General features: G+C 44.3%; 21 protein-coding genes and 1 other annotated feature. Of the genes, 14 read left to right on the top strand and 7 right to left on the bottom strand.

The features are described from left to right. Window positions 1-7: 7 nt before the first annotated feature. From LSG31_RS08105 to LSG31_RS08115, 3 genes are all read left to right on the top strand, one after another. Window positions 8-202 carry a hypothetical protein gene (locus LSG31_RS08105; protein WP_347438832.1) on the top strand — a complete coding sequence of 65 codons (195 nt, stop codon included), beginning with the start codon at window positions 8-10 and terminating at the stop codon, window positions 200-202. A gap of 88 nt (window positions 203-290) precedes the next feature. Continuing rightward, window positions 291-512 (top strand): spore germination protein, encoded by a 222-nt coding sequence (locus LSG31_RS08110; RefSeq protein ID WP_347438833.1) that lies wholly within the window; start codon window positions 291-293, stop codon window positions 510-512. A 191-nt stretch (window positions 513-703) separates the two neighbouring features. Continuing rightward, window positions 704-1,975: a cation:proton antiporter gene (locus tag LSG31_RS08115; RefSeq protein WP_347438834.1), complete on the top strand. Its 1,272-nt coding sequence runs from the start codon at window positions 704-706 to the stop codon at window positions 1,973-1,975. Between the two features lie 108 nt (window positions 1,976-2,083). Here the strand turns inward: LSG31_RS08115 and LSG31_RS08120 are convergent, their stop codons facing one another. Further along, window positions 2,084-2,695 carry a DedA family protein gene (locus LSG31_RS08120; protein WP_347438835.1) on the bottom strand — a complete coding sequence of 204 codons (612 nt, stop codon included), beginning with the start codon at window positions 2,693-2,695 and terminating at the stop codon, window positions 2,084-2,086. Window positions 2,696-2,823: 128 nt separating this feature from the next. Here LSG31_RS08120 and LSG31_RS08125 point away from each other — a divergent pair, with 128 nt between their 5' ends. After that, on the top strand, window positions 2,824-3,456 hold the full coding sequence (locus LSG31_RS08125; RefSeq protein ID WP_347438836.1) for a biotin/lipoyl-containing protein: 633 nt from the start codon (window positions 2,824-2,826) through the stop codon (window positions 3,454-3,456). 17 nt (window positions 3,457-3,473) lie between these two features. After that, the gene (locus tag LSG31_RS08130) at window positions 3,474-4,100 is read left to right on the top strand and encodes an HlyD family secretion protein (protein WP_347438837.1); all 627 of its coding nucleotides are present in this window, start codon (window positions 3,474-3,476) and stop codon (window positions 4,098-4,100) included. 114 nt (window positions 4,101-4,214) lie between these two features. Here the strand turns inward: LSG31_RS08130 and LSG31_RS08135 are convergent, their stop codons facing one another. Continuing rightward, entirely contained in the window at window positions 4,215-4,373 is a 159-nt protein-coding gene (locus LSG31_RS08135) for a hypothetical protein (protein ID WP_347438838.1), read from the bottom strand. 150 nt (window positions 4,374-4,523) lie between these two features. On the opposite strand from LSG31_RS08135, the gene LSG31_RS08140 reads away from it, so the two are divergent. Then, window positions 4,524-4,742, top strand: coding sequence for a DUF1540 domain-containing protein (locus LSG31_RS08140; protein ID WP_347438839.1), 219 nt, complete (start codon window positions 4,524-4,526; stop codon window positions 4,740-4,742). Window positions 4,743-4,902: 160 nt separating this feature from the next. Next, entirely contained in the window at window positions 4,903-5,712 is an 810-nt protein-coding gene (lgt, locus tag LSG31_RS08145) for a prolipoprotein diacylglyceryl transferase (RefSeq protein ID WP_347438840.1), read from the top strand. An 86-nt stretch (window positions 5,713-5,798) separates the two neighbouring features. Here the strand turns inward: lgt and LSG31_RS08150 are convergent, their stop codons facing one another. After that, window positions 5,799-6,836 (bottom strand): DMT family transporter, encoded by a 1,038-nt coding sequence (locus LSG31_RS08150; protein ID WP_347438841.1) that lies wholly within the window; start codon window positions 6,834-6,836, stop codon window positions 5,799-5,801. A 170-nt stretch (window positions 6,837-7,006) separates the two neighbouring features. Here LSG31_RS08150 and LSG31_RS08155 point away from each other — a divergent pair, with 170 nt between their 5' ends. The 5 genes from LSG31_RS08155 to LSG31_RS08175 all read left to right on the top strand — a co-directional run bounded on the left by LSG31_RS08155 (window position 7,007) and on the right by LSG31_RS08175 (window position 13,044). Beyond that, window positions 7,007-8,650 carry a TerB N-terminal domain-containing protein gene (locus LSG31_RS08155; RefSeq protein WP_347438842.1) on the top strand — a complete coding sequence of 548 codons (1,644 nt, stop codon included), beginning with the start codon at window positions 7,007-7,009 and terminating at the stop codon, window positions 8,648-8,650. A gap of 26 nt (window positions 8,651-8,676) precedes the next feature. After that, the gene (locus LSG31_RS08160; RefSeq protein ID WP_430734253.1) at window positions 8,677-9,981 is read left to right on the top strand and encodes an ATP-binding protein; all 1,305 of its coding nucleotides are present in this window, start codon (window positions 8,677-8,679) and stop codon (window positions 9,979-9,981) included. Window positions 9,982-9,983: 2 nt separating this feature from the next. After that, window positions 9,984-12,125, top strand: coding sequence for a DEAD/DEAH box helicase (locus LSG31_RS08165; protein ID WP_347438844.1), 2,142 nt, complete (start codon window positions 9,984-9,986; stop codon window positions 12,123-12,125). Window positions 12,126-12,240: 115 nt separating this feature from the next. Next, window positions 12,241-12,729 carry an inorganic diphosphatase gene (locus LSG31_RS08170; RefSeq protein ID WP_347438845.1) on the top strand — a complete coding sequence of 163 codons (489 nt, stop codon included), beginning with the start codon at window positions 12,241-12,243 and terminating at the stop codon, window positions 12,727-12,729. Between the two features lie 81 nt (window positions 12,730-12,810). Further along, the gene (locus LSG31_RS08175) at window positions 12,811-13,044 is read left to right on the top strand and encodes a spore germination protein (RefSeq protein ID WP_347438846.1); all 234 of its coding nucleotides are present in this window, start codon (window positions 12,811-12,813) and stop codon (window positions 13,042-13,044) included. Window positions 13,045-13,163: 119 nt separating this feature from the next. On the opposite strand, the gene LSG31_RS08180 is transcribed toward LSG31_RS08175, so the two are convergent. Next, window positions 13,164-13,361 (bottom strand): hypothetical protein, encoded by a 198-nt coding sequence (locus tag LSG31_RS08180; protein ID WP_347438847.1) that lies wholly within the window; start codon window positions 13,359-13,361, stop codon window positions 13,164-13,166. Between the two features lie 680 nt (window positions 13,362-14,041). Beyond that, window positions 14,042-14,261 (top strand) — a binding site (T-box leader). Window positions 14,262-14,318: 57 nt separating this feature from the next. On the opposite strand from LSG31_RS08180, the gene trpS reads away from it, so the two are divergent. After that, window positions 14,319-15,305 carry a tryptophan--tRNA ligase gene (gene trpS, locus LSG31_RS08185; RefSeq protein WP_347439467.1) on the top strand — a complete coding sequence of 329 codons (987 nt, stop codon included), beginning with the start codon at window positions 14,319-14,321 and terminating at the stop codon, window positions 15,303-15,305. Between the two features lie 141 nt (window positions 15,306-15,446). Here trpS and LSG31_RS08190 read toward each other — a convergent pair whose 3' ends face one another. Continuing rightward, window positions 15,447-15,710: a hypothetical protein gene (locus LSG31_RS08190; protein WP_347438848.1), complete on the bottom strand. Its 264-nt coding sequence runs from the start codon at window positions 15,708-15,710 to the stop codon at window positions 15,447-15,449. Next, window positions 15,703-16,014, bottom strand: a complete 312-nt coding sequence (locus LSG31_RS08195) for a hypothetical protein (protein ID WP_347438849.1) — start codon at window positions 16,012-16,014, stop codon at window positions 15,703-15,705. Before LSG31_RS08195 ends, LSG31_RS08190 begins: the two co-directional genes overlap by 8 nt. 193 nt (window positions 16,015-16,207) lie before the next feature. Between LSG31_RS08195 and LSG31_RS08200 the strand changes: the two genes are divergently transcribed. Next, window positions 16,208-17,434: a glycosyltransferase family protein gene (locus LSG31_RS08200; RefSeq protein ID WP_347438850.1), complete on the top strand. Its 1,227-nt coding sequence runs from the start codon at window positions 16,208-16,210 to the stop codon at window positions 17,432-17,434. 64 nt (window positions 17,435-17,498) lie between these two features. Here the strand turns inward: LSG31_RS08200 and LSG31_RS08205 are convergent, their stop codons facing one another. After that, entirely contained in the window at window positions 17,499-18,902 is a 1,404-nt protein-coding gene (locus LSG31_RS08205; protein WP_347438851.1) for an efflux RND transporter periplasmic adaptor subunit, read from the bottom strand. Between the last annotated feature and the right edge of the window lie 16 nt (window positions 18,903-18,918).

An 18,918-nucleotide genomic window follows, 5' to 3' on the forward strand; every position in this document is an offset into this window, starting at 1 on the left:
TGGTTTCGTGACTTTGGTGAAATTACTTCTGTATTTTGCAATTCCGGTTTGCATCAGTCTCTATACGATAAATTTTGGACGCTGGCTGCTTTCCAAGGAGAATCGTTATGGCGGCATGTGTACGATCGGATTAGGCATTCTTGCAATTATTCTCCCCATTGTAGTCGTGTGGACAAAACAGATGGAAATGGTAAACCCCTAGAATGTCGGTGGAACAGTTCTTGCGATCGCCGAATAGACTGTCGAGAGTCACGCGAGTGCAAAAATGATTCGGGCGGGAGGAAGTATGCATGCCAGCAATGATCGGTGCTTTTAAAGCCATTAGCGTATCAGCCGGCGGAGTCCTTCAAGTGGGGGACACTGCAGCGATCGTACCCAAAGGCACTTCAAAAACATGTGGAGGTTCAGGCACGTTTAATACGGGGGATTTTATCTTGACGCAAAATATTTTAAATACAACAAATACGATCGATATGGATGCGAGCGATCAAAATATTGCAAGCGGATTGTAAGATATGCAAGCAGAAAATGGGGGATACTGCTTGTACGAATGGCAAACAATTCGATACAATGATAAATAGTCATGCAAACGGAGAATGGCTCAGATCCATTCTCTTTCTGTTTATTGTTGTCACTACATAATTTTCACATATAATTTTTCTGCGTTGCATGCGGTCATTTTATGGGAAAGGGGGAGAAAGAAATGGAATCATCGGCTTTGGAAGTCGTAAACCATACGTTATTTTTGTTTTTTATCGTGTTCTTATGTGGAACAATTGGCGGAAAAATTGCAGAACAGTTAAAATTGCCAGATGTCGTAATCTATCTTTTGATTGGAATCGTAGTGGGACCTGAGGCGGTAAGCTGGGTGGACGTACCGACAAGTTCGATATTGAATCAATTCATCCTTACATTTGGTTCTGCTTTTATTTTGTTTCATGGCGGAACGGTTACGCATTTTCATGTGTTAAAGAAAGTGTGGCGGACAATCGCATTGCTCGCCACCATTGGGGTATTGATCACAGCACTCGTAGTCGCAGGATCGACCACTTGGCTGTTTTCCATTCCGTTTACTTCTGCTCTTCTTTTAGGTGCAATGATTGCTTCGACAGATCCGGCGGCACTGGTGCCGATATTTAAAAAATTTCCTGTCAAACCACAGGTTGCACAAACGGTTATTTCCGAATCGGCATTTAACGATGCGACCGGTTCGATCTTGACAATCGTTCTTTTAGGCATATTGACCGCTTCCAAAGGCGGCGGCGCTTCATTCGGATTTGGATCGACATTGTTGCAATTTCTCCAATTGGCAGGTGGAGGCATTGCAGTAGGAGTCGTATTTGGTTTTGCGGGAGCCATTTTGATCTCAGAGCAAAAGCGTGGCTTACTGACCGACTTTGCCCCTATGGTGTCTGTATTGCTTGTATTAGGCGCATATCTGGGTGCGGAATGGATTCACGCCAGCGGTTTTATGAGCGTATTTTCTGCGGGGCTTATGATTGGCAATCCAGCCACTTTAAAATTGACGATTCTGCCGAGCGTCAATCGGGGAATGCATTATTTTATTGATATAATCAGCTTAAAACTCCGAATGATGATTTTCATACTTTTGGGTGCGCAGATCGACTTTTCACTGCTTGGGCAATACTTCTGGAAGGCTTTGCTCGTCGTCATCGTTTTTATCTGCATCGGGCGTCCGCTCGCCGTGTTGAGCAGTCTTCTCCCGGATCGAAAGGCCGGCTGGAAATGGAATGAGATCGTATTTATGTTTTGGACCCGCGAGACGGGAGTGATTCCGGCTGCTTTGGTCGGAATGGTCAGCGGAATGGGGCTGCCGGATGCAGGCATCTACACATCTGTTGCGCTTGTTGCGATATTAAGTACACTTCTTGTACAAGCCGGAACGACACCCTTTGTTGCAAAGCAGCTGGGATTGCTAAGCAAAGTGCAAAAAGATCCTCAAGTGGCTGAATGAATCGAAGGCAAGAAAACACCCCCTCCATTTGCAGTGGATAGCTGCCAAGTGGAGGGGTTTTATGTTGTTGCACAAAGTCTCATTTGTAAAGATGTAAAGATGCAACGATCAAGAGTATCTTGAGCGTTTCTTTAAGAGGGTGTAAAGGAATACTACGACAACGACCGCAATGGTGATGTATGTAAAGGGATGCATATATTTTGCGATGCCTTCCCAATGTTGGCCAAGCTTATAGCCGACCAATCCTAAAGCATAGCTCCAAGGCAAGGAACCCAATGCGGTGTAAACAATAAACCGTCCAATCGGCATGCGTGCAATTCCTGCCGGCAATGAAATAAAAGTACGAATAAATGGGAGGATTCTGCCGAAAAATACTGCTGTACTTCCATATTTCGCAAACCAAACTTCGGCTGAATGCAAATGCCTTCTGGATAAAAATACGTAAGATCCGAAACGTTCAATGAATGGTCGGCCGCCGATATATCCAACGTAATACGCGACAAGTGATCCGATTACATTGCCGATCGTACCGGCAAGTGTAATGCCAATCAGTGAGAAATGGCCTTTCCATACAAGATACCCGGCAAAAGGCATGATGACTTCGCTCGGCAATGGGATACAGGCACTTTCAATCGCCATGGCAATTACGATACCTGTATACCCCAAGGCATTGATTAAATGCATGACAAATGTTCCTAAAACATGTAATAGCATACTCATTGTATAAATCTCCTTTTGAGAGTTTAATCGTTATCCATTGTAACATGACTTACTGTTACAAACGAGAGGATTCAGGTTTTACTTTAATAGAGATTTATTTGCTGAAAAGAATGGAAGGGCGTGTTGAAGTGAAGAAAATCATTTTTTTAAATGTTATTTTAATTCTCATCATTTTATTGGGCGGAGGTGCATTGGGTTACTATGTTTATCAACAGAATACGTATATCTCTACAGATGACGCACAAGTAGCAGGTGATATCGTACCGGTGAATACACGTGCAGCGGGAAATTTGACAACGTGGAATGTCAAAACAGGAGACAACGTAAAAGCAAATGATTCGATTGGAACGATAACCGCTGCGAATGGACAGCAGACGGTGCAAGCTCCGATTGACGGAACGATTATTAAAAACAATGTCATAGTCAATCAACCGGTAAGTTTGGGACAATCATTAGCAATGGAAACAAATTTAAATAAATTGTATGTAACGGCGAATATTGAAGAAACATATTTAAATGATCTGAAGAACGGGCAAGCCGTTGATGTGTGGGTCGATGCGTTTCCGGATGTGAAGCTTCAGGGTACGATTGCCCAAATCGGCTTGGCGACGAATTCTTCCTTTTCTTTATTGCCTACAAGCAGTACCAGTGGTACATATACAAAAGTGATGCAAAGGATTCCAATAAAGATTGTACTCTCCGGTTACGGAGGCAAACCTTTGGCGCCCGGAATGAGTGCAACGGTACAAATACATAGATAAAAGAGGATGATCGATTCGTGAAACATGTAATATTGACAAACGTAATTATCATACTTGTGGTATTGGCAGCCGTGGCAGGCGGTTGGTATTACTACAATCAATCGGCCAATTATGTGACGACAGACAATGCACAAATAACGGGCAGGATGGTTGCCGTTACATCTTCAGCGCCGGGAAAACTGGTAACTTGGAATGGGACGGTAGGGCAAACGGTCACCGCGAATCAGGTGATCGGCAATGAAGATGTACAGGGGCCGCTGGGGGATGTGAAAACGCCGATCGCAGGGACAGTTATACAGTCCAATGCGAGTCAGGGTGAAGTTGTCATACCAGGGATGCCTTTAGCGACGATTGCAGATCTGGGAAATCTATATGTGATTGCAAATATTGATGAAACAAATGTAAATGATGTGAAAATAGGCAAAACGGTCGATGTAACGGTTGACGCGTTTCCAGGCACGCTGACCGGAACGGTGAATCAAATCGGCATGGCGACACAGTCGACATTTTCTGTTTTGCCGTCAAACAATGCTTCCGGCAATTATACAAAAACGACTCAGCGTATCCCGGTAAAGATTGTCTTGCAGGATTACAATAATAATTTAATTCCTGGTTTGAATTGTTCGGTGCGAATTCATAAATAAGAAACGGAATAAGAAATTAAAGAAATGAAAAAGCCACCTAATCGAACTTGGTGGCTTTTTATGTGGCGTATTTTGGCCTTTTTCATTGTCTGTGCTTTTCTTTGTTTATGTTTTTCATGATCCGTAAAACGCTGTCTCATACTCCCCTTCTAGTCCAAAGCGTAAAACGGCCGTTTGATATTCTTTTTCTAATGCGCGCCGTTTGCTGTACAGTTCGCAAAGCTGTTCTTGCAAATCCTCCAATTCTTGGGCAATATCGTTTGCGTTTCTCATAGCTGCAGCCTCCTTGTTTCGCCATTCTTATTCCTAGGTTGTTCCAGACCAAACGAAAGTATGTGTTTGGATTTTTATACAGAAATCAGCGTGTATGTCAACACGTATGTATCACAGTTATTTGCAAAAGATAAACTGGGGGTGGTAGTCATGGCTACGCAAATGGAGATGCTTCAGCGAATCAAATGCACGGTTGAAAGTTGTTCCTTTAATGACAATCAAGCGTGTTCTGCAAGTTCGATCGAGGTCAATCTTAATCCTGTATTGACAGATCCGAACTCTGAATTTGCCGCAGAGCTTGGTTCTTTCGGCACACAAACGTCGGAAGCGACAATGTGTCGGACGTATAAACCAAAAAACAAGGCGTAACAGGCGTTCCCCATAAAAACCCTTAGAATGCTGATGCATACTAAGGGTTTTTTGTAGTGCAAACCATTGATAAAATTGAAGTTTCACTTTATGTATAACACAGAATTTTATGGTAAAGTAAAGGAAGTCTAAATTTTGACCAGAGTTGGAGGGGAAATCATTGCATCAATTTTGGTTCTACATAGGTTCGTTTCCGATCCGCGCATATAGTACGATATTTGTCTCCGCATTCCTGCTTGGTTTGGGAGTCACGATTTTTTTAGCCAAGGTTGAAGGGAAAAAACATCTTGGCGAGCATTTGATGAATTTGGCTCCTTTGTTATTTTTGGGGGGCATTCTGGGTGCGCGTTTTTGGCAGGTATTTTTCTTCGATTGGTCGTATTACAAAGCCAATCCGGGAGAAATCATAAAAATTTGGCACGGGGGATTATCGATCCAGGGTGGTGTTGTCGGAGCATTACTCGTTGCCCTCGTATATATTTACAAACATAAACTTTCTTTTTGGGAATTGGCGGATTTGGTTGCACCTGGCATGATCCTTGGCCAAAGCATCGGCAGAGATGCCAATTTGATGAATGGAGACGCCTTTGGCGGTCCTACAGGCGGAAATTTCGGAATCCTGTATCCCGAGAATACATTGGCCCGGCAAACGTATGGCGATCAGCCTTTATGGCCTGCAGAAGTTTGGGAAGGCCAGTTGGATGTGATCATCTTTGCATTGTTGTTGGTGATCAAGCAGCGGCGTTTACCGAAGGGATCCATATTCCTCCTCTATAACATTCTATACAATATCGGCCGTTTCTTTTTGGAAATGCTGCGCGGGGACAGCCCGCGGTTCTTGTTTGGCTGGGATGCGGCACAATGGTCGAGTGCAGTCATTATCCTTATTGCACTTGCATTGCTTGTTTATGTAACGCTGCTGGATCGCAAACAGCAAAGGCGAGAGACAGCAGAGCAAGGCAATGGCTAATGTATTTGTAAAAGTAAAAAAACCTTGGCTTCGCGAAAAAGCTTGGCGAAGCCAAGGTTTCTTTATACTATCGGAAAGTATAAATGTTAGATGTTTTGTTCGCTTGCATCCTCTTGCCGGATCATCCAGTACATTCCTAATAAAAGAATTGCGGCGCCGACTTCAAAACTCATTCCGATGTCTTTTGTCACAAAAACTGCTTGCAACACTTGACTGGTTAACGGGTACAACGTGTATAAGACAGCAGCTTTTGACAGATCCATCAATTCAATTCCCCGGTTCCACATATAAAATGCTGCCGCAGTCACCACGATTCCCAAATATAAAAAAGACAAATCGATATGAAAATCATTTAGAATCAACTGCCAAATGGTTAAAAGTTTTCCAAGTTTCCATAACTCGATGATCATTAATGGTGTAATTAACAATGTTGCAATTCCGCAGGCGGACAACGTAAGATACAACGTAGAATACGTTTTTGCTTCTTGTTTGATCAAAACGGCTTGAAACGCCCAAAAAAATGCGGAAATCAATAACCAGCTGTCTGCATACCATGTTGTTGCATTAATGAATGGGAATAATGTCCCATCTTTTAAGATCAGGATTCCTATTCCCGATAATGTGACAAGAACGGAAAAAAGCTTACGAAAGCTGAGTGATTCCCTCTCTACGAAAATTCCTAAGAAAAACATAAAAAGCATGGGAAAACTGCTGAGCAGCAAAGTTGCAGTCGGTTCATTCGCCGGCTTCTGTCCCAGGATTATCCCGCCACTGCTGATAAAATATCCGGTAAATGCAATTCCAAACAGTTTGATCGATGAAAACCGTTCGAATGAAGCGGGGTTTTCCGGTGTCTCTGCAATGGCAATGGTTGCAGGTTCTTTGTTCACAGGATGTTTGGAAAAACTGTGAACCATACCTAGTGTAATCGTTGCAATCAAATATCGAATCCAGATTTGTGTCCAAGGGGGAATCCAGTGCAGCGGATAATATGTTTTGATAAATGTTGAAGATCCGAGCAAAATCGCTGCACTTGCGACAAGCAGCGGACCCATTAATTTTTTCAGATTCCGGCTATATTCCGCATCGTTTTGCCTATCGATTTCTTTTTCGTAGGAATTCATATAAAATCGGCCTTTCCGTCAGCAATGGAATGGGTCATTCATAACGATTATACTTATATTAGCATACGTTTCGCCGGAAATAGACATGGATTGTCAATCCATAGGAAATGGAGCATGGTTATGTTAGAATGACATACGAACACATGTTTTTTGAGGAAGGGGAGAATGGCATGTCACATTTGGAATGGCTTCGATCGATCGTGGATACGGTCAATCAAAAACACCAGAATCAAGCAAACCAATCCCCTGTAAAACATTCGACATTAGGGAAATCGCAGGCTTCTTTCGAACAGGAGCCGGCGCAAGACTCTTTTTCATTTCAGGAAACGGAAGCAACGGATGAATTGGAGCAATTGTATCAAAAAGGTTTAAAAGGCATCAAAGAACCGTCGTTTGTCTTGCGAAATATCAAACTATATGATGCAAAACCCTATTCTTTTTATCATACATATCCTGCATTCGATCAGCTTGATTTGAAGCAATTGCGTTGGTATCTGTATTGGCGGCAGTTGGTGCAACAAGGAATCTATGCGGATACGAAAGAAAGCTACATGTTTTTGTATGCATTTGAATTGCTGAATTTGTCTTTTGAACCAAATCCGGAAAAAGCGATTGCCATGCTCATCGAATTATATGACGCCTATAAAGAGCGCGTCCCTCGCATTGCGGCAACCGTACCTACCTGGATTGGCGATATGCATACAGAATTTGGCGATCCCGCCACAGCAAGTTCCTGGTATGAGCGAACAAAACCGCAACATCTTCAAACGTCCATGTTTGAAGCCTATGAAGAAACAGACATCGTCCCGCCCTTTTCTCTTTGGAAGCCGCTATTAAATGAACAAACGGCATTTTACAAGAAGCATGGGCGAGCTTTGGACGAGTGTGCTGCTTTTCTCATGGAGCCTTTGGATGAATATTTCCGGAAAAAACAAGGAAAATCCTTGTTGCAAGTACTATTGCCGGAAAAATGGGTTGTCGAACAAGCGCGATTTTACGAGTGGGCTGTGATCGAACGCCCTGTACCGTTTCGCAGAAAAGTAACATACGCTCCCCAATATAAGGGCAAGCATTCTTCATTGGAACAGTTGGCAGCTTGTTTGCGATATTTGGAAAACCATTTTCGAAAAGAAGCAAACGTTCGTCCGATCCAAGTGGATGAGACGTATTTGCCGAAGCCTTTACAAGCGGTATTGGATCAAGTATTTCAAGCATATCGGAAATCCCGCCCGCAATCCCGCCAGCTTCCATCGACAAAGCAGAATGTGTTGCCAAAGCAGATGCCCGTGAAAGACATTCACATCGATACGGCAATGATCCAATCCTTGCACGAAGAATCAGATCGGATACGGGATACTATTTTAGCCATGGAGGAGACTTCCGATCAAGAATTGACCGGATTTGAGTCGCCTCATTCCGAGCGACGATTTGATGATGAAAGCTTGCCGGCAACTGCGGCAGGTTCTGCGCCAAGACCGCTGCCAAAGCCAGAGACGGAAACGGTTAAAGAGCTGTCCCGGTTGTTTCAAAACCCCGTCTTCTCCGCAGAGCCGCTATATACTCTGTCGGAATGGATGGAGGAACTGGCTGACAATGAGCGGGAATTGATAAACTGGTGGATCGGCCAGTCTGCGCAAATGTTGAAAGAGTCTGTCGTCCAGGGATTTGTCCGCAGTCAGGGATGGATGCTGCACTCGTTATTGGATGCGATCAATGAAAAAGCATTAGAATGCTTTGGCGATATACTGTTTGAGGTTGACGGAGGCGAAATAGCCTGGAATCCGGAATGTATCCAGGAGCCTTTGTTTGATTGAAAGGGAACGCGAGGGCAGAAAGGAGAATGGAAGTGATACGGAAAAAAGAGTCGGCAGCGATTTTGCAATCGTTAGGTGGCGGGGTGGTTCCACGTACTGGATTGGAACATGTGATCGTCGGCAGGAAACAGGAAATTGAGCAAGTGTTGCAGGAATTGCAAGCCGTTCAGGAAGGTGCCGGCATGATCAAAATGATCATTGGCGATTACGGGACGGGCAAAAGCTTCTTTCTGTCTGTGACCCGGCATATCGCTTTGAAAATGAAGTTTGTTACTTGTGATGCGGACTTTACACCGGAGCGCCGCTTGTATGCGACTGATGGAAAAGCGGTTGCCACCTATTCGGAACTGATGCGCAATATGTCTACAGCGACCCGGCCGGATGGCGGGGCGCTTTCGGCGATTTTGGAAAAATGGATCTCCCAAGTGCAATCACAAGTCGCGGTGGAGAAAGGATTTCTGGATGCGGCAATCGATCATCCGGAGTTTGTGCAAGCGGTTCGATCTGCGATTGTTCAGCAAATCGCGGGTATTGAAGAATTGGTAGGCGGATATGATTTTGCCAAAGTCATCAATGCGTACTTTACAGGGTATATTGACAGTGATTCGGTGCGCATGGGACAAGCCCTGCGTTGGCTGCGCGGCGAATACCATACTAAGACAGAGGCGCGGCAGGATCTTGGCGTGCGCGATATCATTCACGACGGCAATTACTATGAGTACTTAAAAATCATGAGCACGTTTGTAACTGCCATCGGGTACTCAGGATTATTGATTTTATTGGATGAAGCAGTCAACTTGTATAAGATTACACATCCCCAGTCACGGGAAAAAAATTACGAAAAGATTCTATCAATCTATAATGACGGCATGCAAGGCAAAGCAGAACATCTGTATGTACTGATCAGCGGTACTCCCGAGTTTTTGGATAATGAGCGAAAAGGTTTATTTTCCTATCCTGCATTAAAAAGCCGACTTATGGCAAATCGCTTTGAAACGGACGAATATCGGGATTTGAATCAACCGGTGATTCAATTAACGCCATTGCAGATCGAAGAAACGTTCGTATTGCTGCAAAAAATCCGGGCGATTCATGAAGCGCATTACCAATATGACAGCCATGTGAGTGATGAAGAGATCCGGGTGTTTTTACAGGCGTTCTACAGTCGGCCAGGGGCCAAGGAATTTTTGACGCCGCGGGAAATCCTCCGCGATTTTATCGGGGCCATTAATCTATTGCAGCAACATCCGGGCATGGACCGGCAGCAAGTGTTTGCAAGTGTGACAAAAGCAGAGACGAATTCATCATTGTTTGCGAGGTTTCAAGGATAGGCATGGCGAGCAATTTTGAACTGTTGTCACCCAGAATGAAAAAAATCATCTATGACATGCGTTGGCAGGCGCTGTTGCCCGTACAGGAACTGGCGATTCCGGCTATTCTGCACACAGACCGGCATGTTACCATCGTTGCCGGCACGGCGTCAGGAAAGACAGAAGCCGCTTTTTTGCCGATTTTGACCATGGTAGAAAAAACAGCGGCAGAGCAATTGAACGTACTCTATATATCTCCGCTGCGATCTTTGATTAATGATCAATTCACACGCATTGAGGCACTTTGTACCCGTACTGACATTCCGGTACATCGTTGGCACGGCGATGTCGGAATGCATCAAAAAAAACAACTGTTGACAGATCCGGCAGGTATTTTGCAAATCACTCCAGAGTCATTGGAAGCAATGTTTGTCAATCGATCCCATTCGTTGCGCCGGATGTTTGAGCATGTTGCTTTTGTTGTGATCGATGAAGTTCACGCGTTTCTGGGACGTGATCGCGGGATACATTTACAAAGCTTGTTGTCCCGGCTCTCCTTTTATACCAGTGTCGATCCGAGGATGATCGCCCTTTCGGCGACAGTGGGGGAGATTCCACGCGTTCAAACATGGATGGATCCTATTCATCCGGAGCAAGTGCATGTGATTGATGTCAAGCAAGAGCGGTCAGACGTTTTGTTCGCACTGGATTATCAGGAAATGTTCGATGGAGCGATTCCCGCTGGGGTTGTCCGCGATATTCGGGAGTTGACAAGAAACATCAGCGCCATGATTTTCTGCAACAGTCGCGCACAAGCTGAAACATTAAGCGGCGAACTCAATGCCTTTGCGTGGAATGAAACCGGTGCACAGCAAAAGGAACCACACTATTTGATTCATCACAGTTCCATTGATCGCAAAGAGCGGGAGTATGTGGAACAAACGATGCGTACATCGCAAACTCCCCGTTCCGTGATCTGTACAAGTTCCCTGGAGCTGGGGATCGATATGGGACAGGTGGACATGGTGATTCAAGTCGATGCGACCTGGAGCGTATCCAGCCTGAAACAGCGCGCAGGACGAAGCGGCAGGCGGAAAGGAAAACGGCGCATGGTGCAAATGTACACATTCGATTCCATGGGATTGCTGCAAGCCGTCGCCGTGACGGAGTTGATGCGTTCCGGGTATGTAGAACCTGCTGACGTATATCCAATTCCTTATGATGTGTTGTTTCATCAGATACTTTCTCTATGTTCCGAAAGAAATGGATTGACAACGAATGAGTTGTTGCACATGCTTCAAAGCCTGGCCCCTTTTCGTGACATTCCGGAACAGGAGATTTTAGAATTGTTGGCGTTTGCGGAAGGCAACGACTTTTTGGAGCGTTTGACAAACGGCCAATGGATTGTGGGTTGGAACGGTGAAACAATCCTGAATTCCCAAGAATTTTATTCGATTTTTAAGACACCGGAAGCGTACCAGGTGATCGCTGACAATCATCCGATTGGTACAGTTGAGAAAAATGGATGGATTGACGTAGGCAGTACGTTGTTGCTGGCCGGCCGTATGTGGCGTATCCTTGAAATCGACGATGTGCAGATGGCGGTTCGCGTCGTTCCATCGAATACAGGAACTCCTCCGCGCTATTCGGGCATGGCGATCAAACGCGGCCACCGGGTCTCCCAAAAAATGTTTGAGATCCTTTTGGAAGATGCACAGTACCCCTACTTAATGCCACAGGCCAAAAATCAACTGGAATGCTTACGAGCGTATTTTGTGGAGAATGGAATCAAGAAACATCATCGTTTGATTCAGAGGCTGGGCGAAAATCGCTATATCTTTCACATGTTTGCCGGCACGGATATTCAGCGGACATTTGTCTGGATGGTACGAGCCTTGGGAGAAAAAGCAAGAATGAATGAATTGGGACATGTGGAATTGATTTTGCGGCGACATTCGATCATGGGATTATTTGCTGCCATTGTCGATAAACACTGGACAGGTGAAGAATTATTGCCGCATACGTTTGACCACGAGCGCTTGCAAACGAAATATTCCGTGTATCTGCCGCAAACATACAAAGATCGGATGCATGTAAGTTCTGAGGTGGATATAACAGGAACTCTTGCGTTCTTAGGCGAAATCATACCGCATGAAATCGAGTAAGAGGAGTTCGGGAAATGAAAAGAAAAAAATCTTTCCGAACTCTTTGAATCCGCTCTGATATATGCAACAATAGACAGAACAGCTATACATGGACGAAAACTTTCAGAGGTGTATCATGAATCGGTTACGAGCTTCCATTGGACCAGGATATCCGAAACGGGTGTTTGCGATTTTAGAATTGGTAAAAGGCAGCCGCATGCGATATGAATATGACAGTAAAAGTGATACGTTTTATCCGGGAAGAAAGTTGATGAATCCATTTCCGGCGAATTACGGATGGATACCGGAGACGCTTTCCAGTGATGGGGAACACTTGGACGTCGTTGTCATTTCAGATCGCCGCCATCGCGTTGGGGATATCATTCAAGTGGATGTTGTGGGGATTTTACTGCGAAAAGATCTCGATCATAAAGTCATCGGCGTGTTGCGGGGAACTCCACACCAGCAAGTCACCAAAATTTCCGAAGATGTGTTGGCACAAGTGCGCAATTGGTATGATTCCATGTTTCGGATTGAAGGGTATGGAGATGCGGATAAAGCGTTTGAACTTATTATTGAAGCACACGAAGCGTATAAAAGAAAATTTAATAAAACGACCCGGTAGAAAATCTTTCCCCGCATCTGTTTATACCGTTTCATTGTCCCAAGCATACAATGTGAGGATAATGAAAGAAGGTGGATGAGAATGCCGTCAGTAGTGGGTGCTTTTAAAGTTGTTTCGAATTCAGGGCAAATCGAAATCGGCGATACATTTGCAATAGCTCCAAAAGCTGCTTCAAAAACATATACCGGGTCAGGCGCAGGGAATACAGGAGATTTTACGTCGACATTCAACTATTGGAACTCGACCAATACGATCGATCCGGACGGAAACGATCAACAAGTGGTGGGGTGGCCCGGAAGTTCATTTCTATGGTAATGCTCAGGCACCTGTTTGAGCCGCTTTGCCTGCTGTTCATATTTAAATACATTTACAAAGCAAAAGAGAACCTTTCCAATGGCAAAGGTTCTCTTTTGGCTCTTTTGGCTATTTAAACACTATTGATAATCTGCAATGGAATCATCTATCTGAATCGGTTTTAACATGCGAATTTGTTTTTGCAAATCTTCCACGATTTTTACTTGCTTCCGCAGTTCTTCGACAGAAACGCTTGGTTGGTTCATATAACGGTACAATTTACTGCGTTCAATCGTCACGTTTTTTCGCAAAAGATCCAATTTATGGATCGTACTCATCATCTATCACCTCAAATTTCACTCACGGCACGTAAATTAATTTGCTTACATGATATCCCTTTCCAATTTTAACGTCAACGCGAGATTTTGTCGGAAAAAATCGATTTTTGTTGTAAGGAAAAAGAAAGGATATGTTCACCGCTGAAAATTCCATTTTGCCTTTCGGTATACATAATAAGCAATAGAAGCTGCTACTATAAGTATAATTACTTTAAATAATAAAGCAAGGAAAAACGATAGTACTACAAACACCAAGATACACAAAATTGCGAATGCGATGAGTTGTATAATTGTTCGTAACATTGTCTGAACACACTCCCAAATGTCCAATCGATATTCATGATGAATCGTATAAGAGGATGTTCAAAAAGTAGCCAAAACTCCACGGCGGATTGCTTTGCCGAATCCCAAAGAGATTTACTCATGTACCAAATACGTACACTCCGTCGACTTTTCGTGTTTCGACTTCGCACTCCTTGTGTCTTACTTAACTACATTTTGAACACGCACTATAAGTGCAACAGATAGTCAAGCTTGTCCAACATACACGCACTTATACATACGGATCGCCGACAAAAAAGTTTCAATATAAGAGGTTGACGTTGCAATCCGTTGTTTAATCAAGTATCATAACATATAGTTCAGAAAAGTCAATGCATAGTTGCATTTGCATATATTCGGTTGTTGCGATGAAAAAAAGATAGTACATATGGTGAACTCTGCAGAGAGCCGATGGTTGGTGCGAATCGGCGAGGAATCCATATGGAATGGGCTTTTGGAGCAAATCGTGTCATCTCTGCGTTAAAGGGATGCAAGTGAGCCGCTGCTTCTATCGGTGCATTGTATGGATGCTACAGAGCCGGCTAATTAGGGTGGCAACACGGGTCTCTCGTCCCTTTGGATGAGGCCCTTTTTTTATTTATAAGCATGCAAGCATACATGGAGTGGAAGGAGATTATCATGAGAATTTTATCCGGTATTCAACCAAGCGGTACACTTACATTAGGAAACTATCTAGGTGCACTGCAAAGGTTTGTCGAATTGCAGCATCAAGCGGAGTGTTTTTTTTGTGTGGTTGATTTGCATGCATGGACGGTTCAGCCGGATCCACAGCAACTGCATGAACGGACTTTGCAACTGGCAGCCATGTATTTGGCCTGTGGTATTGACCCGGATCAAGCGGCATTGTTTGTCCAGTCGCATGTGTCCGCACATGCTGAACTGGGTTGGCTAGTGCAGTGTTTGACATATCTTGGCGAACTTGAACGCATGACGCAGTTTAAAGAAAAGCGCCAGGGAAAGGAATCTGTAGTTGCAGGATTAATGACATATCCCGCGCTGATGGCGGCCGATATTCTGTTATACCAAACAACACATGTGCCCGTTGGGGAAGATCAAAAACAACATTTGGAATTGACCCGGGATATTGCGGAAAGATTCAATAACAGATACGGCCAGACGTTTGTGATTCCAGACCCGTTGATCAGTGATGTCGGTGCACGGATTATGAGTCTTGACGATCCAACCAAAAAAATGAGCAAGTCGAATCCCAACAGCAATAGTTATATCTCTTTGCTTGATTCTCCGGATACCATACTAAACAAATGCAAGCGCGCAGTTACAGATTCAGACAAGGAAATTCGCTATGATTGGGATGCCAAACCGGCAATTTCCAATCTTATAGAAATACATGCATTATGTTCCGGCTTGACCATAGAGGCAGTGGAAGCCCTCTATCAGGGAAAAGGGTATGGAGATTTCAAAAAAGGTGTGGCGGAATCGGTGATAAATCGTCTTCGTCCCATTCAAGAACGGTATGAAAGAATCCAAAAAGAAAATCTCGTACAAGAAGCGTTTCGAAAAGGTGCAGAAAAAGCGCGTTTTGTGGCAAATGCAACACTTACAACCGTTCGTGAACGAATGGGACTTGTGCTGCCGTTTTAGCGACGACAAGAAGAGAAGTGGACATGCTCCACTTCTCTTCTTGCTTAACCACTTTTTGTACGAAAATAACAATTTGATACGAAAATAACATTTTCATATCATGTGGTGGCCATAATGCCATGTTGGTTTTGAACAGGCACTTTACGATTTGTTCGTGTAGTTTTGTAAAACTTCTACGGCAAGGCGAGTTTTTAAAAATCGGCTGCGATAAATAAAATACATGGGCATTGACACCAATCCCAGCAGGAATCCTGCCAATGCGATCGTAAAGCCGGCCAGAAAACCGTTGGTGCCTGCAATCAGGCCAAGGATGCAAAACACAATGGAAGCAAGCATGAAAAAGCTGAAAAGACGATAAAGCATTCGATAACGAATCAGACGTTTTTGTTTGTCTTGGTTACTCATTGATTGTTGCTTCATAGCCTTTCGCAATGAAGATTCGATGTTCTCCATCATGAATTTCATCAATCGTTAATGTATCTTTGACTTTTAAATGCTTCGATGTATAGACAGTAATAGAAGAAACAATGTGAACATCCCATTCTTGTTCTTGGCGGGGAATTCCTTCAAGAACTTTTGCAGGCTCTTCAAAAATGCTGGAACCATGTTTGCCGGCCGATTTTACTGTTTTTGGACTTTCGATACGAATGGTGCTCCAACCATAGGATTTCAGTAATTGCAAGGCATTATCGGTAATTATGATTTTCACGTTGTTTCCTCCAACGGTAAAAATTTGTTACACCTATACTATTGTATACTAACATAAATTGTGAAAACGCACACACATATATACATGATTTCACAAATCTATTTTCACCCATTGACAGGCAGTGTCTAAGATATGAAAATGTCTATAAGGCTTGACGGTTTCTTGAAGTCAAATCAGGAAGAGAGAATGTGAAATGCACATTTGGTTATTTTCTTATCTAGCACCGCCACAATTAAATGCGGAGTCGATTCTTGTCGGTAAAATGGTCAGACAATTGACCAAACATATGCAGGTAACACTTTTGACAAGCGGGGACGACCCGGATTTTCGCGTCGACTCGCAATTGGCAGAGTTTATGGGAAATGAAGTCATCCTTCGGCGCTTTATGAACGGATATCCAGATTCAAAAATCGCCCGCAGACTAATGCAGCGTTCGTATATGAATCTATTTGGCGATCCCCAGTGGAGCTGGCGCAAACATGTGAATCATTGGGGCGAGGAACAAATCAAACAGGGTTCGCCGTCATCCAAGCAACTTCCGGATCTTCTGTATAGCCGTTCACAGCCGGGGAGCAGTCACTTGGCTGCACTGCATATGAAACGTCTTTTACATGTTCCATGGGTGGCGCAGTTTAATGATCCATGGGCGCATAATCCCTATCATCCCTTGAAAAAGGGGGATAAAAGGCTTGTATTGGAACAGCAGGTTTGTACACAAGTAGACCATGCCATATTTCCAACGGCAGAGATGAGTGCACTTTATGAATCGTTGTATCCGCGGCTGAAAGGAAAAACATCCGTATTGCCGCATCATTTTGATAAAGAGTTATATGGATCAGCCAAGCGCTTTGGGCGCAAAGAGCCGATTCAAATGGCATATGTAGGGGATTTCTATGGTGCCCGCAGTCCGGAGCCATTATTAAAAGCTCTTGAATTGGCGGAATCCTATGAACCTGACATACAACATAAATTGCAAATCCAGTTTATCGGAAATGCGGAACAAAGGTATCAAGAATTTATTCGGGAATACCAAAAAAAACTTCGCACGACCATTATCCGAAAACCCCAGGTGGAATATTTTGAGAGTTTGCGGATTATAGCAGATGCCCAGATGCTTGTCATGATCGATGCCCCGACAGATGAAAATATCTTTTTGTCGTCAAAGCTGATCGACTATTTGGGAGGTTGCCGCCCTATTTTGGGTATCACATCGAAGAAAGGAACGGCAGCGGAGATCCTGACACGATATGGGTATCCGGTGGCTGTACCCGAGGAACCGGATAAAATCAGCCAAGCATTGATAGAATTAATACAAAGACGGGATGAGTACATGGAGCGGGCGCTGCAGCAAAATGTGGGCATGTATTCATCAGAAGCTGTTGCCGGCCAACTGATTGAAGTTTTCCAAGGGCTTCTTTGAATTGTAATAAACAGGGACTTCGTTGAAAGAAACGAAGTCCCTGTTTTAATAAAAAGAAGCATGTTTATTGTGAAGACTCTGCGGTAATTTTCTGAGCATCCTTGATCAAAGACAACTGTGAAGCGACTACCTGCTCATTGTCATTTAAACCGCTCGTAACAAGGGTTTGCGCCCCTTCCTGAGCGTCAATGACAATCTCTTTTCGTTTTGCAATATCATGATCGTCGACATAAACGTACGTTTTCCCATTTTCATGAACAATAGCTGCTGTAGGCACTAATATTCCATGTTTGGATTGGGGAGTGAGCAAACTGACTTCGGTCACCATGCCTTTTTTCAATGCAAGGTCTGGATTAGGGACGGAAACTTCAACCGGGTATCCTTTTCCCAAATCGTCAAGCGGACTGATATGTTTGACGGTTCCTTTAAAATACTGATTCAGCGCCACTGCTTTTACCATGACAGGATCACCGGTCTTCACCTGGTTGATCACGCTGGCCGGAAGGTATACAAGTACTTTTATCGTATCGAGATTTGCCACATCCATAATCGGAGCTCCGGGCAAGTTCGGATTGACGATATCTCCCACTTCAAGATTTTTTACCCCCACAATGCCATTGATGGGAGATTTCACGACTGTGTCTGCCAATTGATCTTCCGCAGCTTGCAAGCTTGCTTGCGCCTGTTTGACAGCCTGCTCGCTTGCCTGGATGCCAGCTTGGCTCTGTGCGATATTGACTTGATTTTGTGCCGTTTCATAGCCGGAAGAAGCATTTTGCAACGCCTGTTGCGCGGATGCAAGGTTGTTTTGCGCCGTTTGCAAGGCTTTTTGGGCATTTTCATAGGCAGCTTGTGCATTGACGTACGCAGTTTCATACTGTTCCAGCTGGGCTTTAGGAATGACGTTTTGCGCATACAATTGTTCATAACGGCTTTTGTTCGTTGTAGCGTCATCCAATGCCTGCTTTGCAGTGGCGACGCCATTTTGTGCCTGCACAACCGCATTCTGCGCTTGATTTACAGCCGTCTGTGCTTGTATCATACCGCCTTTTGCCTGAACTGCACCGCTAGATGCCTGATTGGCTGCAGACTGCTGCTGTGTGGCAGCTGTCTGCACGCCTGCTTGTGCCGATGCTACTGCCGCTTGCGCTTGTGCAACCGCATCGCGAATATCCTTGTCATCCAATGTGAATAGTGTATCACCCGCTTTGACACGGGAACCGACAGATACGTTGACAGCAGCTACTTTACCGAAAATTTTCGCCATGATTTGCACTTCCTGTGAAGGTTGTGCAGTTCCGATATATACCGGACCCTGGCTCATCCATCCTTGCGTTACATGTGTCACCCGAACGGCGAGAGGTGTTCCATTTACATGTTCAACAGTCGCTTGCGCCCCACAACCGCTGACGGCAGTTGCACCAGCCAGCAGGGTGCTGAACATAAGCGACAAAGTTACTTTCCGCATTGTATATCTTCCCTTT

The organism is Fodinisporobacter ferrooxydans (assembly GCF_022818495.1).
Taxonomy (GTDB): domain Bacteria; phylum Bacillota; class Bacilli; order Tumebacillales; family MYW30-H2; genus Fodinisporobacter; species Fodinisporobacter ferrooxydans.

Coding starts and splice junctions, on each gene's coding strand:
- LSG31_RS08110 (WP_347438833.1), top strand. CDS start 291: ATGCCAGCAATGATCGGTGCTTTTAAAGCCATTAGCGTATCAGCCGGC.
- LSG31_RS08115 (WP_347438834.1), top strand. CDS start 704: ATGGAATCATCGGCTTTGGAAGTCGTAAACCATACGTTATTTTTGTTT.
- LSG31_RS08120 (WP_347438835.1), bottom strand. CDS start 2,695: ATGAGTATGCTATTACATGTTTTAGGAACATTTGTCATGCATTTAATC.
- LSG31_RS08135 (WP_347438838.1), bottom strand. CDS start 4,373: ATGAGAAACGCAAACGATATTGCCCAAGAATTGGAGGATTTGCAAGAA.
- LSG31_RS08140 (WP_347438839.1), top strand. CDS start 4,524: ATGGCTACGCAAATGGAGATGCTTCAGCGAATCAAATGCACGGTTGAA.
- LSG31_RS08150 (WP_347438841.1), bottom strand. CDS start 6,836: ATGAATTCCTACGAAAAAGAAATCGATAGGCAAAACGATGCGGAATAT.
- LSG31_RS08155 (WP_347438842.1), top strand. CDS start 7,007: ATGTCACATTTGGAATGGCTTCGATCGATCGTGGATACGGTCAATCAA.
- LSG31_RS08160 (WP_430734253.1), top strand. CDS start 8,677: ATGGAAGTGATACGGAAAAAAGAGTCGGCAGCGATTTTGCAATCGTTA.
- LSG31_RS08165 (WP_347438844.1), top strand. CDS start 9,984: ATGGCGAGCAATTTTGAACTGTTGTCACCCAGAATGAAAAAAATCATC.
- LSG31_RS08170 (WP_347438845.1), top strand. CDS start 12,241: ATGAATCGGTTACGAGCTTCCATTGGACCAGGATATCCGAAACGGGTG.
- LSG31_RS08175 (WP_347438846.1), top strand. CDS start 12,811: ATGCCGTCAGTAGTGGGTGCTTTTAAAGTTGTTTCGAATTCAGGGCAA.
- LSG31_RS08180 (WP_347438847.1), bottom strand. CDS start 13,361: ATGAGTACGATCCATAAATTGGATCTTTTGCGAAAAAACGTGACGATT.
- LSG31_RS08190 (WP_347438848.1), bottom strand. CDS start 15,710: ATGAGTAACCAAGACAAACAAAAACGTCTGATTCGTTATCGAATGCTT.
- LSG31_RS08200 (WP_347438850.1), top strand. CDS start 16,208: ATGCACATTTGGTTATTTTCTTATCTAGCACCGCCACAATTAAATGCG.
- LSG31_RS08205 (WP_347438851.1), bottom strand. CDS start 18,902: ATGCGGAAAGTAACTTTGTCGCTTATGTTCAGCACCCTGCTGGCTGGT.